Origin of the sequence: Streptomyces sp. MBT65, from assembly GCF_016612545.1 — a bacterium.
Taxonomy (GTDB): Bacteria; Actinomycetota; Actinomycetes; order Streptomycetales; family Streptomycetaceae; genus Streptomyces.
On the sequence record NZ_JAENRY010000071.1, the window covers coordinates 39,686 to 55,883 of the forward strand.

Sequence of the window (16,198 nt, forward strand, 5' to 3'; positions counted from 1 at the left end):
CGGGAAGGGAACCAGTCCCATGAAAGGCAAGCTGAGAAGCAAGCGAATCGGAACGGGTGCGGCACTGGTGACGGGGGTCCTCGCGGCCGCCTCGCTGGCGTTCGCGCCCAGTGCGCTCGCCGTCACTCCCCAGACGGCGACGATCACCGCGGACTGCGGCATCTTCGGCGGCGGCACGGCCACGCTCACGGCCACGCAGGACGGCACGGCGGCCACGGTCACCGTCACCTCGTCCATCACCGCCCCGCTGCCCCTGGCGCAGGACTCCATCGCCTCCACCTTCACCTTCGTGAACGCGAGCGGCGGCACGACCGTCTTCAGCGGCACGACCAACCCGGCCATGGCGACCGGCGACGCCGTCACCGTCGGCCCGCTCGACGGGACCGTGGCCTCCGGCGACAGCCTGGAGGCCTACGGCGGCTCGCTCCAGATGACCATCTTCGGAATCGCCGTGACGTGCACGGCCACCGGAGCGCAGTCGCCGGGTCCGTTCGTGTTCGACTGAGAAGTCACCTGAGAGGCCGACTGAGAAGTCGCCCGACAATTCCCCCCACGGGCTCAACTGGGCCGTCAGTTCCTGCTGTTGGCGGGAGCTGACGGCCCATCAGTTAATTTCGGCCTGTGCATTGACTTCTCACGCGTTCCCCACATCAATGCCCCCTGTGGGCGCGGACGAGCCGCTGCGCCCACCGTCCTCAGGAGGGGGCACAGCCATGGCTACGACATCCCGAAGACGCCGTTGGGCGTCATTGCTCGGGGTGACCGCGCTCGCGGTCGCCACGGGCGGTGCGCTGGCCTGTCCGGCCGGCGCGTCCACGAACGTGGACTTCGCAACGCACTGCATCCCGCCGGCGATCGCGGGCATCCCGCCGATCGACGGCACCACGACCGCCGCGCTCACGGTGGACAACACCGCGCCGAAGGTCGGCGACACCGTCACCGTGACCTATACGGTGGTCAAGCCCGCCGCCAGCAACCCGACCGCGCTCGCCCTGCCGGCCGACATCATGACGCCCACCGGGAAGGTCACCCTCGGCGGTGCCCAGACCGGCAGCTTCACGGTCGCCGGGCCCAAGAAGAACGACCCGGTGCCCGGCAACGGCGCCTTCCCGTCCTTCTCCATGACCGGCAGCTTCACGGTCACCACTCCGGGCGCGATCACCCTCTCGCCCGGCGACTACAACATCCACACCAGCTACATCCTGGAGCTGGACACCCCCTGCACGGTGACGAACCCGCCGGCGCCGGTCTCCGAGACCGTCACCGCGACCGCCACCGTTCCTGTCAACACCCGTGCCATCAGCCTGGGTTCGGCCTCCGGCAACGCCGGTGACAGCGTCACCGTGACCGGCAGCAACTTCACCCCGGGTGCCAGCGTGACCCTGGCCGGACGGTCCGGCACCGCGCAGACCGCGGACACGGCGACCGTCACGGCCACCAGCGCCGGCACCATCAGCGGCTCGCTGGTCGTCAACGACAAGACGACGACCGGGATCGTGGCGTACGAGGGCAGTGCGTGGAGCACCGACCTGGGCGCCGGTCCGGCCGCCTATGTCGTCAACGACACCACGCCCGTTCCGCCCGGGAGTCAGAAACTGACGACGACCGTCAAGGCGGGCACGCTGTCCATGGCGCAGGCCGGGGACGCCGTGGACCTGTCCGCGGTCGACTTCGGCAAGGGCGGTGCCTCCACGGGCGCCCTGAACACGGTGACGGTCCAGGACTTCCGCGGCGGACCCGCGGGCTGGTCCCTGACCGGCAAGGTCACCGACTTCACCGGTCCCGGCGCCAAGATCGATGCCGGGGCGCTGAGTTGGACACCCGCCTGCGCCACCAAGGCGGGCAGCCCGAGCACGTGTGTCGCCGGTTCGGCGGGCACGGTGGGCAGTTCGGGAGCGACGCTCGCGTCCACGCCCGACGGCACGGTCACCGGCGGTGAGTTCACCGTCGATGCCGGACTCTCCCTGAACGTACCGGCGTTCACGCCTCCGGGCTCGTACTCCGGCGTTCTGACGCTCACGCTCACCTGACCGTCCGAACTCACCTCCGGTGGCCGGGCGCCCGCACCCGCCCGACCGCCGCACACCACGTCCGTGGGGGTCCGCACCCATGCGAAAGCTGTACGTCCTCCTCCTGAGTCTCTGCCTCGGCATGCTCGCCGCGCCCTCCACCTACGCGGCGGACAACGGCAGTTGGTCCGTGTACCCGGCCGCCTCGCAACTCGCCGCGCGGCCGTACTTCTATCTCTCCGCCGATCCCGGCCAGACCATCCAGGACAAGGTGGTCGTCGCCAACAAGACGGCGAAGCCGCTCACCTTCCGGCTGTACGCGGCCGACGCCTACAACACCGCGCGCGACGGCGGGTTCGCCGTGCGGACGGTGAAGGAGGCGATGCGGGGGGTCGGCGCGTGGGCGAAGCCCGCGAAGTCCCAAGTCACCGTCCCCGCCCACAAGTCGGTCACCGTGCCGTTCACCCTGCATGTGCCCGAGGGCGCCGAACCGGGCGACCATCCGGGCGCGTTGGTCGCCCTGGACGAACGTGTCGACAAGGGTGACGGATCGCTCGCGCTCGGTGTGCAGCGGGCCGTGGGCGCCCGTGTCTATCTCCGGGTGAGCGGACCGACGCTCCCCGCGCTCGCCGTCGAGCACGTCCACGTGTCCCATCACCAGCCGCTGGTACCGGGGTTGGGGAACAGCGACGCGACGATCTCCTACACGCTGCACAACACCGGCAACGTCACCCTCGACCCGAAGGTGACGCTGAAGGCGCAGGGCCTGTTCGGCCGGACGCTGCTCTCGCGCGGACTGACCCGGATCCCGGCCGAGTTGCTGCCCGGGCAGAGCGTGAGGCTCAGCGAGAAGTGGACGGACGCGCCCCAACTCGACTGGGGCGACGTCACGTTGACCGCGAGTGCGACCGGCACCAAGCAGTCGGCGAGCGCGTCGTTCTTCGCGCTGCCGTGGCTCGCGGCGGCACTGCTGCTCGCCGTCGGGTTCGTCGGGGGAGTGCTGGCGGTCAGAGCGCGTCGGGGCCGCGCTCTCCCGTCCGTACCCGTACGACCGTCTCGACCGGAATCGACCACACCTTCCCGTCCCCGATCTTCCCCGTCTGCGCGGCCTTGACGATCGCGTCGATCACGGCGTCCGAGTCCGCGTCGTCGACGACGACCTCGATCCGCACCTTGGGCACGAGGTCGACGCGGTACTCGGCGCCGCGGTACACCTCGGTGTGGCCGCGCTGCCGGCCGTAGCCGCTGGCCTCGGTGACGGTCAGGCCGTGCACGCCGAGCTCCTGGAGCGCCGTCTTGACCTCGTCGAGGCGGTACGGCTTGACGATCGCGGTGATGAGCTTCATGGCTGGGACGTGACCTTCTGAAGGGAGGGGACGGACGGGCCGACCGGGGCTCCGTGCCCCAGGACGCCGTGATCGTATGCGGTCTCGGCGTGCACCGTAAGGTCGAGCCCCGTCCGCTCCTCCTCTTCGCTCGCCCGCAGCCCCATCACCCGGTCGAGCAGCTTCCCGATCCCGTACGTCACGAGGAACGCGTACGCCCCTACGGCGACCACGGCCACCAGCTGCTTGCCGAGCTGGGCGAGCCCGCCGCCGTAGAGGAGGCCCTCGGGGCCGCCGGTCATCGCGGTGGCCGCGAAGACGCCGATCAGGAGGGTGCCGATGACGCCGCCGACCAGGTGGACGCCGACGACGTCGAGCGAGTCGTCGTAGTTCAGCCTGAACTTCCAGGCGACCGCGTACGAGCAGACGGCGCCGGCGGCGAGGCCGACGACCAGCGCGCCGAGGAGCGAGACCGAGCCGCAGGACGGGGTGATGGCGACCAGGCCGGCCACCGCGCCGGAGGCCGCGCCCAGGGTGGTGGGGTGGCCGTCGCGCCGCTGCTCGACGAAGAGCCAGCCCAGCAGGCCGGTGCAGCCCGCGGCGAGGGTGTTGAGGAAGGCCGCGGCGGCGAGGCCGTTGGCGCCGAGCGCGGAGCCCGCGTTGAAGCCGAACCAGCCGAACCAGAGCAGGCCCGCGCCCAGCATGACCATGGGGAGGTTGTGCGGGCGCATCGCGTCCTTCTTGAAGCCGAGCCGCGGGCCGACCACCAGGCACAGGGCCAGGCCCGAGGCGCCCGAGGTGATCTCGACCGGGAGACCGCCCGCGAAGTCGAGGGCGCCGAGGTGCGCCGCGATCCAGCCGCCCGGGCCCCAGACCCAGTGCGCGACGGGAACGTATACGAGCAGCGCCCAGACGGGGACGAAGACCAGCCAGGCCCCGAACCGCACCCGGTCGGCCACCGCGCCGCTGATCAGCGCGGCCGTGATGATCGCGAAGGTGAGCTGGAAGGTGGCGAAGAGGAGGGTGGGGACGGTGCCGTGGACGGAGTCCGGGCCGAGGCCGGACATGCCCGCGTGCTTCAGGCCGCCGATGAGTCCGCCGCCGAGGTCGTCGCCGAACGCGAGCGAGTAGCCTGCCGCCAGCCACACCACCGTGACCAGGGCGATCGACACGAAACTCATCATCAGCATGTTGAGGACGCTCTTCGTGCGGACCATGCCGCCGTAGAAGAGCGCCAGGCCCGGGGTCATCAGCAGGACCAGGGCGGTGGCGGCGAGCAGCCAGGCGGTGTCGCCGGTGTCGATGCGCCCGGCGGCGAGGGCGGCGGCAGAGGTCATGGTCGGCGCGGTCGGCACGGTCGTCTCCAACGGTGTGGGGGCTCGTCAGAGGGTCACCGGCGCTGGTTTCCGGTTGTGCACAGGGGTGTTTCCGTGACGTTTCATTGCCGTGGGGTTACCGAAAGCTCACCGCGTGGGGTCCGGGTGGACTGTTGTGCGGCGGGGGCCTGTGTATCAGGGACAATGGGCGCCATGAGCGTTCGTACCCCGTCATCCAAGCCGCCTGAGTCGTCGGAGGCTCCCCACCGCGCCGGCTTCGCCTGCTTCGTGGGCCGCCCCAACGCGGGCAAGTCCACCCTTACGAATGCTCTGGTCGGCCAGAAGGTGGCGATCACCGCCGACCAGCCGCAGACCACGCGGCACACGGTCCGCGGCATCGTGCACCGGCCGGACGCCCAGTTGATCCTGGTCGACACCCCTGGCCTGCACAAGCCGCGCACGCTGCTCGGGCAGCGGCTCAACGACATCGTCCGCACGACGTGGGCCGAGGTCGACGTCATCGGCTTCTGCCTGCCGGCGAACGAGAAGCTGGGCCCGGGTGACCGTTTCATCGCGAAGGAACTGGCGTCGATCAAGAAGACGCCGAAGATCGCGATCGTCACGAAGACCGACCTGGTGGACTCGAAGACCCTTGCCGAGCAGTTGATCGCCATCGATCAGCTCGGCAAGGAGCTGGGGTTCGAGTGGGCGGAGATCGTGCCGGTGTCGGCGGTCGCGGGGCAGCAGGTGGATCTGCTCGCCGACCTGCTCATCCCGCTGCTCCCGGAGGGGCCCGCCCTCTACCCCGAGGGTGACCTGACCGACGAGCCCGAGCAGGTCATGATCGCGGAGTTGATCCGTGAGGCCGCGCTGGAGGGGGTGCGGGACGAGTTGCCGCACTCCATCGCCGTCGTCGTCGAGGAGATGCTCCCTCGCGAGGACCGGCCCGCCGACAAGCCGCTCCTCGACATCCACGCGTTCGTGTACATCGAGCGGCCGAGCCAGAAGGGCATCATCATCGGCCCGAAGGGTGCGCGGCTGAAGCAGGTCGGGATCAAGTCGCGCAAGCAGATCGAGGCGTTGCTCGGTACGCCGGTGTTCCTGGACCTGCATGTGAAGGTGGCGAAGGACTGGCAGCGGGATCCTCGGCAGTTGCGGAAACTGGGGTTCTGAGAAGTTTCCTCGCCCCCGCCGCCCCTACCCGTCCCATCCTTCTGGGGCTCCGCCCCAGACCCCGCTCCTCAAACGCCGGAGGGGCTGGGTTGACGCCGACCGGAACCTTCACGGCAGCGCCGCATCACTCACCCTCCACCGACGTGAGCGACATGTCCTGTAGGCCTATCACCCGCAGCAACTGCAAGCGCTCGTACGACTCCGTGCCAGGCCGTGCCGTATGGATGATCAGCAGGTGGTGGGCGTCCTGGTTCAGGAGGATCTCGCAGTCCAGCTCCAGGAGGCCGACCAGCGGGTGAAGGAAGCGCTTCGTGGATTGGCGGCGTACCGCCACCTCGTGTTGCTCCCACAGCCGCGCGAACTCCTCGCTGGACGACCGCAGTTCGGCCACCAGCGCGGCCGGCTCGGGGTCGTCGGGACGGGCCGCGGCCACCGCGCGCAGGTTCGCGACGTGGGAGCGCGCGTGCTCGGCCACGTCCTCCGGGGGGAACATCTCCCGTGCCCCCGGGTCCAGGAAGAAGCGGCGGAGCAGATTGCGCTCCCGGGGCGGACGGGACAGCGCGTCACCTGTCAGCGCCCGCGACATCGCGTTCTGGGCGATCATCTCGCCGCAGTCGCTCGACACATGCGCCGGGGTGTCGTGCAGCCGGTCCAGGACCAGCAGCAGGCCCGGCCGCAGGTGTGCGGAGGAACCTCCCCGGCGCGGCGGCTCCTCGCCCGTCAGGTGGAAGAGGTGGTCGCGTTCGTCCTCCGTGAGCCGGAGCGCCCGCGCGAGCGCCGTGAGCATCTGGCGGGACGGGCGCGGGCCGCGGGCCTGCTCCAGGCGCGTGTAGTAGTCCACGGACATGCCGGTCAGCTGGGCCACCTCCTCACGGCGCAGCCCGGGCGTACGGCGCCGGGCGCCGGTCGTGAGGCCCACGTCGGAGGGGTCCAGGCGGGCCCGGCCGCGGCGCAGGAAGTCGGCGAGTTCGGCTCGGTTCACGTTTCCAGGGTGGGGCAGCCCGCCCGGCTTATCCAGGGACTGCCGGTCCCCTGATCGGAAGGTCTCTCCCGGCCGCGCCCACCCCGTCCCACGCTGGTGGCACCAGACCGTGAGGAGCAGATGATGTTGACACTGGTGACAGGCGCGACGGGACAGGTCGGCCGGCGTTTCGTACCGAGGCTGCTGGCACAGGCGAGGCCGGAGGAGCGGGTACGGGTGATCGTGCGGGACGCGGCCCGCGCCGAGCGTTTCGCGGAACTGGGCGCCGAGGTCGTCGTAGGCGATCTGCGCGACACCGACGCCCTCGGCAAGGCGGTCTCCGGCGTCGACGCGGTCGTGAACGTCGCCGCGTCCTTCCGCGGCGTCCCGGACGAGGAGGCCTGGGCCGTCAACCACGAAGCGGCGATCGCCCTGGGCAAGGCCTCGCTGGCCTCGGGCGTACGGCGCTTCGTCCAGGTCAGCACCGGAATGGTGTACGGCGCGGGACGCGGCCGACCGCTGACCGAGGAGGACGAGAGCCGGCCCGGCAGCCGGATGTGGGGCGCCTACAACGAGTCGAAGGTGGCCGCCGAACGCGAACTCCTCGCCCTCGACACCATGGACGTACGGGTCGCCCGCCTCCCCTTCGTCTACGGCGAGGGCGACCCCCACCTCGCCAACTCCCTTCAGTGGGCGGCGGGCTGGGCCTCGAACCAGCGCCTCCACATGGGCCACCACGCGGACGTGGCCCAGGGCCTGCTGCGCGTCCTGCACGCCCCGGGAGTCGCCGGCCGTGTCTACAACATCGCCGACGACGCCCCGGTCACCACGGTCGAGCTGTACCTGCTCAACGGGGTCGGGATCCCCGCCGATCTCGACCGGAACACCGACTCCGACCCGTGGTTCGGCGTCATGTCCACCGAACGGATCCGCCGGGAGCTGGGCTATCGCCCGCTGTACCCCACTGCGTGGACCGCGCGGGAGGCCGGCGTCCTCTGACCCGGCTCAGTCCACCCCTCGAATCCGCCGCACCAGCAGCGCCCCCGCCATCCCGATCACCGCCGACACCAGATACAGCACCCGGTACCCGCCCAGATACGTCACGATCGGCGCGGCGAGGGCGGGGGCCGCGACCTGGGGAAGCGCGTTCGCCACGTTGATGACGCCGAGGTCCTTGCCGCGGTCCACGGCCTTCGGGAGGACGTCCGTCATCAGGGCGAAGTCGACCGAGGTGAAGACGCCGAAGCCGATGCCCAGCAGGGCCGCCGAGGCGATCGCGCCCGGCCAGGTCTGCCAGCCCGCGAGGACCGCCGTCGCGAGCGCCATCAGGACGCCGGACCAGATCACGAACGGCTTGCGGCGGCCCACCCGGTCCGACCACACCCCGCCGACCACCACCGTGGCCAGGAGGGTCAAGCCGTTCACGGCCGTGAGGATCAGGACCCCCTGGTCCGGGTCGTGGTAGTGCAGGCGGTCGCGCAGGTAGTACAGGAGGTACAGCAGCACCAGCGCGTTGCTCAGGTTGATCAGGAAGCGGGTCAACCACGCCCAGCCCAGGTCGGGATAGCGGCGCGGGCTCAGCCAGAATCCCTTGAAGAAGCCCGGCCAGGACCACAACGGGCGGTCCGTCGCCGGGAGTTGGAGGTCCTTGTAGCGCAGTACGTACGGCAGCACGCCCACCGCCGTGAACACCGCGCACGCCACATAGCCCGCCTTGATGCCCCCGGCCGCCGTCGCCAGGCCCGTGCCGCCGACCACGCCCAGGATCTGCGCGGCGCCCAACCAGCCGCCCACAGAACCCCGTTGGAGCCGCGGCACGCGGTCCGGCACGGCCGCCGTGACCGCCGCGAAGGACGCGTTCAGGGTCAGCTGGACCAGGCACCAGCCGGCCGCCATCGTCCACACCCCGCCCGCGCCCGCGAGCAGGAGCAACGACAGCGCCCCGCCCGCCGCCCCGCCCACGATCCAGGGCGTACGGCGGCCCCACCGCGCCGTCGTGCGGTCGGACAGCGCGCCGAAGAGCGGATTGGCGACCAGCGACACCAGCGCGCCCGCGCCGGTCACCCACGCCAGCATCGTCTCCTTGGACATGCCGGTGCCGGGCGCGAAGTCCTTGGCCTGCGAGGCCAGCAGGATCTGCAGCGGGCCGTACCAGCCCACCCAGATCGCCCCGTTGGCGAGCGAGAGCGCGGACGTCCAGCCCCGGCCCACCCGCTCGACAGGTTCGGCCAGGGCAGCCACGGAAGCCACGGAAGAACGTCCTGTCGTCGTCATCTCTGAGCCTGGGCTCTCTGCGCCCGGAGCATGCCCTGGAACCAGCCGAACGACGCCTTCGGTGTGCGGACCTGCGTCTCGTAGTCGACGTGGACCAGACCGAACCGCCGCTGGTAGCCCTCCGCCCACTCGAAGTTGTCCAGCAGCGACCACACGAAGTAGCCGCGTACGTCCACGCCCGCCTCCAACGCCCCGTGCAGCGCCCGCACATGGCTGTCGAGGAAGGCGATCCGGTCCTGGTCGTCGACGCCCTCGTACGAGCAGCCGTTCTCGGTGATGACGACGGGCGGGAGACGGTCGCCGTAGCGGTCCCGGAAGGTGGTGAGGAGTTCGGTCAGGCCCTCGGGGACCACCGGCCAGCCGAAGTCCGTGACCGGGACGCCCTCGATGTCCCGTACGGAGAAGGGGAGTTCGGCGGGGAGGGTGAGGCCGCCGAACTCGATCTCGGCGCCCTGGGGTGCCCCGACCCGGCTCGGCGCGTAGTAGTTGATGCCGTACCAGTCGATCGGCTCGGCGATCACCTTCAGGTCGGACTCGACGTCGCCCGGCATCAACTCGCCCAGGCCGGAGGGGTATTCACCCAGCAGTAGCGGGTCGGCGAACAGGCGGTTCAGCAGCAGGTCGTAGAAGTCCGCCGCCTGGATGTCCTCCGGCTCCTGGGACGCCGGCCAGGTCGGGCCGTGCGAGTTGGCGATCCCGATGTCGGTGGCACCGGCCGCGCGCAGCGCCCGTACCGCCAAGCCGTGGGCCAGCAACTGGTGGTGGGCGACCGGGAGCGCGTCGAAGAGCAGGGTCTTGCCGGGCGCGTGGGCGCCCAGCGCGTGCCCCAACAAGGTATGTTCCGCCGGCTCGTTGAGGGTGATCCACTTCTTCACCCGATCGCCCAGCCGCTCCGCGACCACCGACACGTACTCGGCGAAGTGGGCCGCCGTGTCCCGGTCCAACCAGTCCCGGGTGACCGGGAGATCCCAGTGGAACAGGGTCGGGACCGGCCGTACGCCCGCCGTGAGCAGGTCGTCGACGAGACGGTCGTAGAAGTCGAGGCCGCCGGGGGAGTTCACCCGCGGCCAGGAGATCGAGAAGCGGTACGCGTCCACGCCCAGGTCCGCCAGGAGGGCCACGTCCACGCGGTGCCGGTGGTAGTGGTCGCAGGCCACCGCCGCCGTCGAACCGTCCTTGATCCGGCCCGGCTCGGCCTCGAACCTGTCCCACACGGACGGTTCGCGCACGTCCGCCGCGCCCTCGATCTGATGGGCCGAGGTCGAGACTCCCCAGAGGAAATCGGCCGGGAACCGAGGCATCGGGTTGCCTGCATCATTCGCCATGCGCCGGATCATGGGTACCGGCGGTAACGGGTGTCAACGGGCGGGCGTGAACAAGCAGTTACACCCACCCGCCGACACCCGCTCAGGCACCTTCCTTCAACACCCGTTGGATCAAGGTCCGTTGCTCCGCCGTGAGCCTGGGGTCGGCCGTGTACACGGTCTTCCCGTCCACCGTGATCTCGTAGTGGAAGCCGTCCGGGACGCCTGCCTCGGGCGTGCGCCGGCCGTCGGCGACCGCCTGTTCGGCCAGCGCGTGCCACTCGTGCGCGTCGGGCCGCGCCGAGGTGTCGACCTCGCCGCGGCGCTCGATGCCACCGAACCCACCCGTACGCCGTACCTGAATACGCATGCGTCCTGTCTAGTACGGATACGGGTGCGGCGCGACCAAGGCAGTGACTACGAGGTCGGCACCCCGACCTGCTCCCACGCCTTCTGCACGGCCTGCAACTCCTCGCCGCCGTCCCCGAACCGGGCCTTCGCGGCGGCGACCGTGAGGGCCGCGAAGTCCGTGAACAGGGCGTCCTTCTTGAGTTCGCCGCCGGTCAGGACGTCGTACCAGATCTGTCCGGCCTTCTCCCAGGCGTGCCCGCCGAGCGCGTCGGCGACCAGGTAGAAGGCGTGGTTGGGGATGCCGGAGTTGATGTGCACCCCGCCGTTGTCGCGCCCCGTGTCGACGAAGTCGTCCATCGTCGCGGGCTGCGGGTCCTTGCCGAGGGCGTCGTCGTCGTAGGCCGTGCCCGGGGCCTTCATGGAGCGCAGGGCGACGCCGGAGACGCGCGGGGCGAGCAGGCCCGCGCCGATCAGCCAGTCGGCGTCGGCGGCGGTCTGGCCGAGCGTGTACTGCTTGATGAGCGAGCCGAAGACGTCGGAGATCGACTCGTTCAGGGCGCCGGACTGGCCGAAGTAGGTCAGGTTCGCGGTGTACTGCGTGACGCCGTGGGTGAGTTCGTGGCCGATGACGTCGACCGGGATGGTGAAGTCGAGGAACAGCTCGCCGTCACCGTCGCCGAACACCATCTGCTCGCCGTTCCAGAACGCGTTGTCGTACTTCACGTCGTAGTGGACGGTCGCGTCGAGCGGCAGGCCCTGGCCGTCGATGGAGTGCCGGTTGAAGGCGTTGAGGTAGAGCTCGAAGGTGGCGCCGAGGCCCGCGTAGGCACGGTTGACGGTGGCGTCCCTGCCCGGGTCGGAGCCCTCGCTGCGGACCTTCTTGCCCGGCAGGTCCTGCTTGTGCTTCGCGTCGTAGATCGTCCGCTTCGGCTTGTCGGACTCGGCCGGTGCGGCGATGGTCGGTGCGCCGATGACCGTGGTCAGCCGGCGGTGGGTGCGCTCGTAGGCGTCGCGCTGGAGGGTCTCGCGGGCGGGACCGGCGAGCGCGGGGTCCTCGTGCTGGGCGAGCTTGTCGAGGACATGCGGCGGGACGATCGTGCAGAAGACGGGCTCGAAGCCCCCGTGAGTCGTCATGCCCGGCACCTTGGCACTGGGTGATGCGGATGTCACTACCGGCAACCATGATTGGTGGAAAACGCGGACATTCATCACAGTCTCGTAGCGGAGAGTGGTATACGGCGGTGAATATCCCGCATAGTGATACGGCCCCCCGCACCGCGCACGACTCGGCTACTCTGCTGGACATCATGCGTATCGGGCTGCTTCTCCTTAGCTGCCGCGGCGAGGGCCTGTAGTCCAGGTCGACTCCCTCCCCGCGGAGCTTCGCGTTGCGCGTCGGCCGTCCTTCAGGACACCACGAGGAGCCCCCGCATCATGGCAACCAGCCGCGCCAATCGCCAGCAGCCCAGTTCCATGCCGATCCACAAGTACGGCCAGTACGAGCAGGTCGACATCCCCGACCGCACCTGGCCCTCGCAGCGGATCACCGTAGCCCCCCGCTGGCTCTCCACGGACCTGCGCGACGGCAACCAGGCCCTGATCGACCCCATGTCACCGGTGCGCAAGCGCGCGATGTTCGACCTGCTGGTCAAGATGGGCTACAAGGAGATCGAGGTCGGCTTCCCGGCCTCCGGCCAGACCGACTTCGACTTCGTGCGCTCGATCGTCGAGGAAGAGGGCGCGATCCCGGACGACGTCACGATCTCCGTGCTGACGCAGGCCCGCGAGGACCTGATCGAGCGGACCGTGGAGTCCCTGAAGGGCGCCAAGCGCGCGACCCTGCACCTCTACAACGCGACCGCGCCCGTCTTCCGCCGCGTGGTCTTCCGCGGCTCCAAGGACGACATCAAGCAGATCGCCGTCGACGGCACGCGCCTGGTCATGGAGTACGCCGAGAAGCTGCTGGGCCCGGAGACGGAGTTCGGCTACCAGTACAGCCCCGAGATCTTCACGGACACCGAGCTGGACTTCGCGCTGGAGGTCTGCGAGGCGGTCATGGACGTCTGGCAGCCCGGCCCGGGCCGCGAGATCATCCTCAACCTGCCTGCCACCGTTGAGCGTTCGACCCCGTCCACGCACGCGGACCGCTTCGAGTGGATGGGCCGCAACCTGACCCGCCGCGAGCACGTGGTGCTGTCGATCCACCCGCACAACGACCGCGGTACGGCCGTCGCCGCCGCCGAGCTGGCGCTGATGGCCGGCGCCGACCGCGTCGAGGGCTGTCTGTTCGGCCAGGGCGAGCGCACCGGCAACGTCGACCTGGTCACGCTGGGGATGAACCTGTTCTCCCAGGGCGTCGACCCGCAGATCGACTTCTCCGACATCGACGAGATCCGTCGTACGTGGGAGTACTGCAACCAGATGGAGGTCCACCCGCGCCACCCGTACGTGGGCGACCTGGTCTACACGTCCTTCTCCGGCTCCCACCAGGACGCCATCAAGAAGGGCTTCGACGCGATGGAGGCCGACGCCAAGGCCAAGGGCGTCACGGTCGACGACATCGAGTGGGTGGTCCCGTACCTGCCGATCGACCCGAAGGACGTCGGCCGGTCCTACGAGGCCGTCATCCGCGTCAACTCGCAGTCGGGCAAGGGCGGAATCGCCTACGTCCTGAAGAACGACCACAAGCTGGACCTGCCGCGCCGGATGCAGATCGAGTTCTCGAAGCTCATTCAGGCCAAGACGGACGCCGAGGGCGGCGAGGTCACCCCGAAGGAGATCTGGGCGACCTTCGAGGACGAGTACCTGCCGAACCCGGACAACCCCTGGGGTCGTATCCAGGTGAAGACCGGCCAGTCGACCACCGACACCGACGGCGTGGACACGCTCAAGGTGGAGGCCACCGTCGACGGCGTCGACACCGTCCTGACCGGCTCCGGCAACGGCCCGATCTCGGCGTTCTTCGACGCCCTGGGGTCCGTCGGCATCGACGTACGGCTGCTGGACTACCAGGAGCACACGATGAGCGAGGGGGCCTCCGCGCAGGCCGCGTCGTACATCGAATGCGCGATCGACGACAAGATCCTCTGGGGAATCGGCATTGACGCGAATACGACACGTGCGTCCCTGAAGGCGGTCGTCTCGGCCGTCAACCGCGCCACCCGCTGAACCATCCTGACCGGCGGTTTACCTGCCGTAGGAGGGCCCCGTACGCCGGTCTCCGGCGGCCGGGGCCCCGTCGTTTCCCGGCCATTCCGTGTGGAGGTCACGGAGAGGTCTCGTCCGGGGTACTGACTCCGGCTCGACAATGTGGCTAACATCACGCCAGCGCGGCGATGTTGCCGCGGCGTTACGGAGGTGCGACGTGCTGCCTGAACGGGGACGAGACGGCCGAGCTGTCCATGAGGGCCGGGCGGCGCGCGTGCTGGGCATCCGTACCGCGTGGACCAGCGTCGGGGACGGCGAGTTCTTCTGCCCCGGCTGCGGGGGCGACCGCAACTACCAGCGCCTCACCGGGCGCCGCCGCTTCACCCTGCTCGGCATGCCGGTGCTGCCGCGCGGCGACACCGGCCCGGTCGTCGAGTGCGCCGCCTGCCAGGGCCACTACGGCACCGACGTCCTCGACCACCCCACCACGAGCCGCTTCTCCGCGATGCTCCGCGACGCCGTGCACACGGTCGCCCTCGCCGTCCTCGCCGCGGGCGGCACCTGCGCCCGTACGTCCCTGGAGGCCGCCGCGGGCACCGTCCGCGCCGCCGGCTTCCAGGACTGCACCGAGGACCAGCTCGGCGCCCTCGTCGAGGCCCTGGCCGCCGACACCGGCCGCATCTTCGGCGAACCCAGTGGTGCCGGCCTCGCCATAGAGCTGCACGAGGCACTCGACCCGCTCGCCCCCCACCTCGCCCCCGCCGGCCGCGAATCGATCCTGCTCCAGGGCGCCCGCATCGCGCTGGCCGACGGCCCCTACACACCGGCCGAACGCGACGCCCTCGCGACGGTGGGCGCGGCCCTCACGATCTGCTCGGACGACGTGACCCGGTTGCTGGCGGCGGCGCGGACGCCGTCGTAGAACGTCATAGAGCGTGCCGTGGACCGTCGTAGGCCGGAATCCTGGTCGAGGACACCCGCCGGCTCCCGTCGACACCCGTCCGGCCGAACTGCGCGACGCGATCCGCGCGGTGGCGGCCGGAGAGGCGTGTCCGCCGCCGGGGCGGCCGGTCCGTCGCCTCAACACCCCTGGAGTGGCTGGGGTGTTGACGTGCGCCCGCGCACCGCACGGGCACGCCCGTGGGACGGGACCGGGCCCCGCCGGTGATCGTCGCGTACGGGTCGGGGGCGGTGACACCAGGGAGGCTGTGACGGACAGACAGGTCAGCGTCGTTCCGTGAGGGGCGACCTCCGTGAGGGAGAGCGATGACCATCCTGAGCCGCACGCTTCTCGTCACCGCCGTACTGATCGCCCCGTTCGCCGTCGCCGGGCACGCCGCCGCCCGCTCCGGCTGCGCGTCCTCCGTGCCGTACGTCTCCGGAGACGGCGGCTACGACACCTACCGCATCCCGGCGACCGTCGTCACCGACCTCGGTACGGTCCTGGCCTTCGCCGAGGGGCGCCACAACGACGCGGGCGACACCGGCAACATCGACGTCGTCCTACGGCGCTCCTCCGACGGCGGCTGCACCTGGGGCCCCTTGTCGGTGGTGGCCGCCGGGGACGGGGACACCCGGGGCAACCCGGCCCCCGTCGTCGACCCCCGCACCGGCGCGATCGTGCTCGTCACCTCCTACAACAGCGGGACCGTCACCGAGGGCCGGATCATGCGGGGCGAGGTCACACCGGAACAGAGCCGCCGGGTGTTCGTGCAGCGCAGTTGGGACGACGGGCGTACCTTCACCGCTCCCCGGGACATCACGGGGGAGGTGAAACTGCCGAGTTGGCGCTGGTACGCGACCGGTCCCGGGCACGCGGTCGCCCTGACGCGCGGGCCGTACGCGGGCCGGCTGGTGATCCCGGCCAACCACTCCGCCGCGCCCGCCGCCGGATCCACCGACACCGGGCAGGAGGCGAAGTACTACGGCGGCCACGCCCTGTACAGCGACGACGGGGGCGACACCTGGCGGCTGGGCTTCGTGGACTCCACGTACGACGGCATCGACAACACCAACGAGTCCACGGCGGCCGAACTCCCCGACGGCAGGCTGTACTTCAGCTCCCGCGACCAGCTGGGCACGAGCACGGGGAACCGGCTCGACGCGTACTCCAGCGACGGGGGCACGAGCCTCGACCGGCCCTACGCGGTACAGCCCACCCTGGACGACGTACCGGTGGTGGAGGGCAGCGTGCTCCAACTTCCCGGTACCGGTGGGGCGTTGCTGTTCTCGGCACCGTCCGTGCCCAACGTCCGTCAGGGGATGGCGATCTGGCGGAGCGCCGATGGAGGGGCGAGCTTCGTCAAGGCGGTCACGCTGTCCCGGGAGTGGGCCGGGT

The 16,198-nt window shown here is 70.5% G+C and carries 15 protein-coding genes; 8 read left to right on the plus strand and 7 right to left on the minus strand.

Features of this window, described 5'->3' with window-relative positions; all coding sequences use genetic code 11:
- Positions 1–19: 19 nt before the first annotated feature.
- From JHN63_RS18265 to JHN63_RS18275, 3 genes are all read left to right on the plus strand, one after another.
- Positions 20–505 (plus strand): hypothetical protein, encoded by a 486-nt coding sequence (locus JHN63_RS18265; protein WP_374222922.1) that lies wholly within the window; start codon positions 20–22, stop codon positions 503–505.
- Between the two features lie 208 nt (positions 506–713).
- Entirely contained in the window at positions 714–2,030 is a 1,317-nt protein-coding gene (locus tag JHN63_RS18270) for a beta-xylosidase (protein ID WP_200682137.1), read from the plus strand.
- Between the two features lie 79 nt (positions 2,031–2,109).
- On the plus strand, positions 2,110–3,123 hold the full coding sequence (locus JHN63_RS18275) for a WxL protein peptidoglycan domain-containing protein (RefSeq protein WP_200682138.1): 1,014 nt from the start codon (positions 2,110–2,112) through the stop codon (positions 3,121–3,123).
- Here JHN63_RS18275 and JHN63_RS18280 read toward each other — a convergent pair.
- Together JHN63_RS18280 and JHN63_RS18285 are read right to left on the minus strand one after the other, a co-directional pair.
- Positions 3,017–3,355: a P-II family nitrogen regulator gene (locus tag JHN63_RS18280; RefSeq protein ID WP_200682139.1), complete on the minus strand. Its 339-nt coding sequence runs from the start codon at positions 3,353–3,355 to the stop codon at positions 3,017–3,019. The two genes, JHN63_RS18275 and JHN63_RS18280, sit on opposite strands and share 107 nt — an antisense overlap.
- Positions 3,352–4,671 (minus strand): ammonium transporter, encoded by a 1,320-nt coding sequence (locus JHN63_RS18285; RefSeq protein WP_200682140.1) that lies wholly within the window; start codon positions 4,669–4,671, stop codon positions 3,352–3,354. The genes JHN63_RS18280 and JHN63_RS18285 overlap by 4 nt, the downstream gene beginning before the upstream one ends.
- A 192-nt stretch (positions 4,672–4,863) precedes the next feature.
- Between JHN63_RS18285 and era the strand changes: the two genes are divergently transcribed.
- Positions 4,864–5,823 (plus strand): GTPase Era, encoded by a 960-nt coding sequence (gene era, locus JHN63_RS18290; RefSeq protein WP_200682141.1) that lies wholly within the window; start codon positions 4,864–4,866, stop codon positions 5,821–5,823.
- A 124-nt stretch (positions 5,824–5,947) separates the two neighbouring features.
- On the opposite strand, the gene JHN63_RS18295 is transcribed toward era, so the two are convergent.
- Complete coding sequence (locus JHN63_RS18295; RefSeq protein ID WP_200682142.1) at positions 5,948–6,805, minus strand: helix-turn-helix transcriptional regulator; 858 nt, start codon at positions 6,803–6,805, stop codon at positions 5,948–5,950.
- A gap of 123 nt (positions 6,806–6,928) precedes the next feature.
- Between JHN63_RS18295 and JHN63_RS18300 the strand changes: the two genes are divergently transcribed.
- Positions 6,929–7,783, plus strand: coding sequence for an NAD(P)-dependent oxidoreductase (locus JHN63_RS18300; protein ID WP_200682151.1), 855 nt, complete (start codon positions 6,929–6,931; stop codon positions 7,781–7,783).
- A gap of 6 nt (positions 7,784–7,789) precedes the next feature.
- Here JHN63_RS18300 and JHN63_RS18305 read toward each other — a convergent pair whose 3' ends face one another.
- From JHN63_RS18305 to JHN63_RS18320, 4 genes are all read right to left on the minus strand, one after another.
- Positions 7,790–9,058 (minus strand): MFS transporter, encoded by a 1,269-nt coding sequence (locus JHN63_RS18305; protein ID WP_200682143.1) that lies wholly within the window; start codon positions 9,056–9,058, stop codon positions 7,790–7,792.
- The gene (locus JHN63_RS18310; protein WP_200682144.1) at positions 9,055–10,395 is read right to left on the minus strand and encodes a GH1 family beta-glucosidase; all 1,341 of its coding nucleotides are present in this window, start codon (positions 10,393–10,395) and stop codon (positions 9,055–9,057) included. Before JHN63_RS18310 ends, JHN63_RS18305 begins: the two co-directional genes overlap by 4 nt.
- 70 nt (positions 10,396–10,465) lie before the next feature.
- Positions 10,466–10,732 (minus strand): protealysin inhibitor emfourin, encoded by a 267-nt coding sequence (locus JHN63_RS18315; protein ID WP_200682145.1) that lies wholly within the window; start codon positions 10,730–10,732, stop codon positions 10,466–10,468.
- A gap of 47 nt (positions 10,733–10,779) precedes the next feature.
- Complete coding sequence (locus JHN63_RS18320) at positions 10,780–11,847, minus strand: M4 family metallopeptidase (protein ID WP_200682146.1); 1,068 nt, start codon at positions 11,845–11,847, stop codon at positions 10,780–10,782.
- A gap of 300 nt (positions 11,848–12,147) precedes the next feature.
- On the opposite strand from JHN63_RS18320, the gene leuA reads away from it, so the two are divergent.
- From leuA to JHN63_RS18335, 3 genes are all read left to right on the plus strand, one after another.
- Positions 12,148–13,881, plus strand: a complete 1,734-nt coding sequence (gene leuA, locus JHN63_RS18325) for a 2-isopropylmalate synthase (RefSeq protein WP_200682147.1) — start codon at positions 12,148–12,150, stop codon at positions 13,879–13,881.
- A 196-nt stretch (positions 13,882–14,077) separates the two neighbouring features.
- Positions 14,078–14,782, plus strand: a complete 705-nt coding sequence (locus JHN63_RS18330) for a TerB family tellurite resistance protein (RefSeq protein WP_200682148.1) — start codon at positions 14,078–14,080, stop codon at positions 14,780–14,782.
- Between the two features lie 344 nt (positions 14,783–15,126).
- Positions 15,127–16,198 (plus strand): exo-alpha-sialidase (locus JHN63_RS18335; protein WP_200682149.1); only part of this gene is annotated, 1,072 nt, incomplete at its 3' end.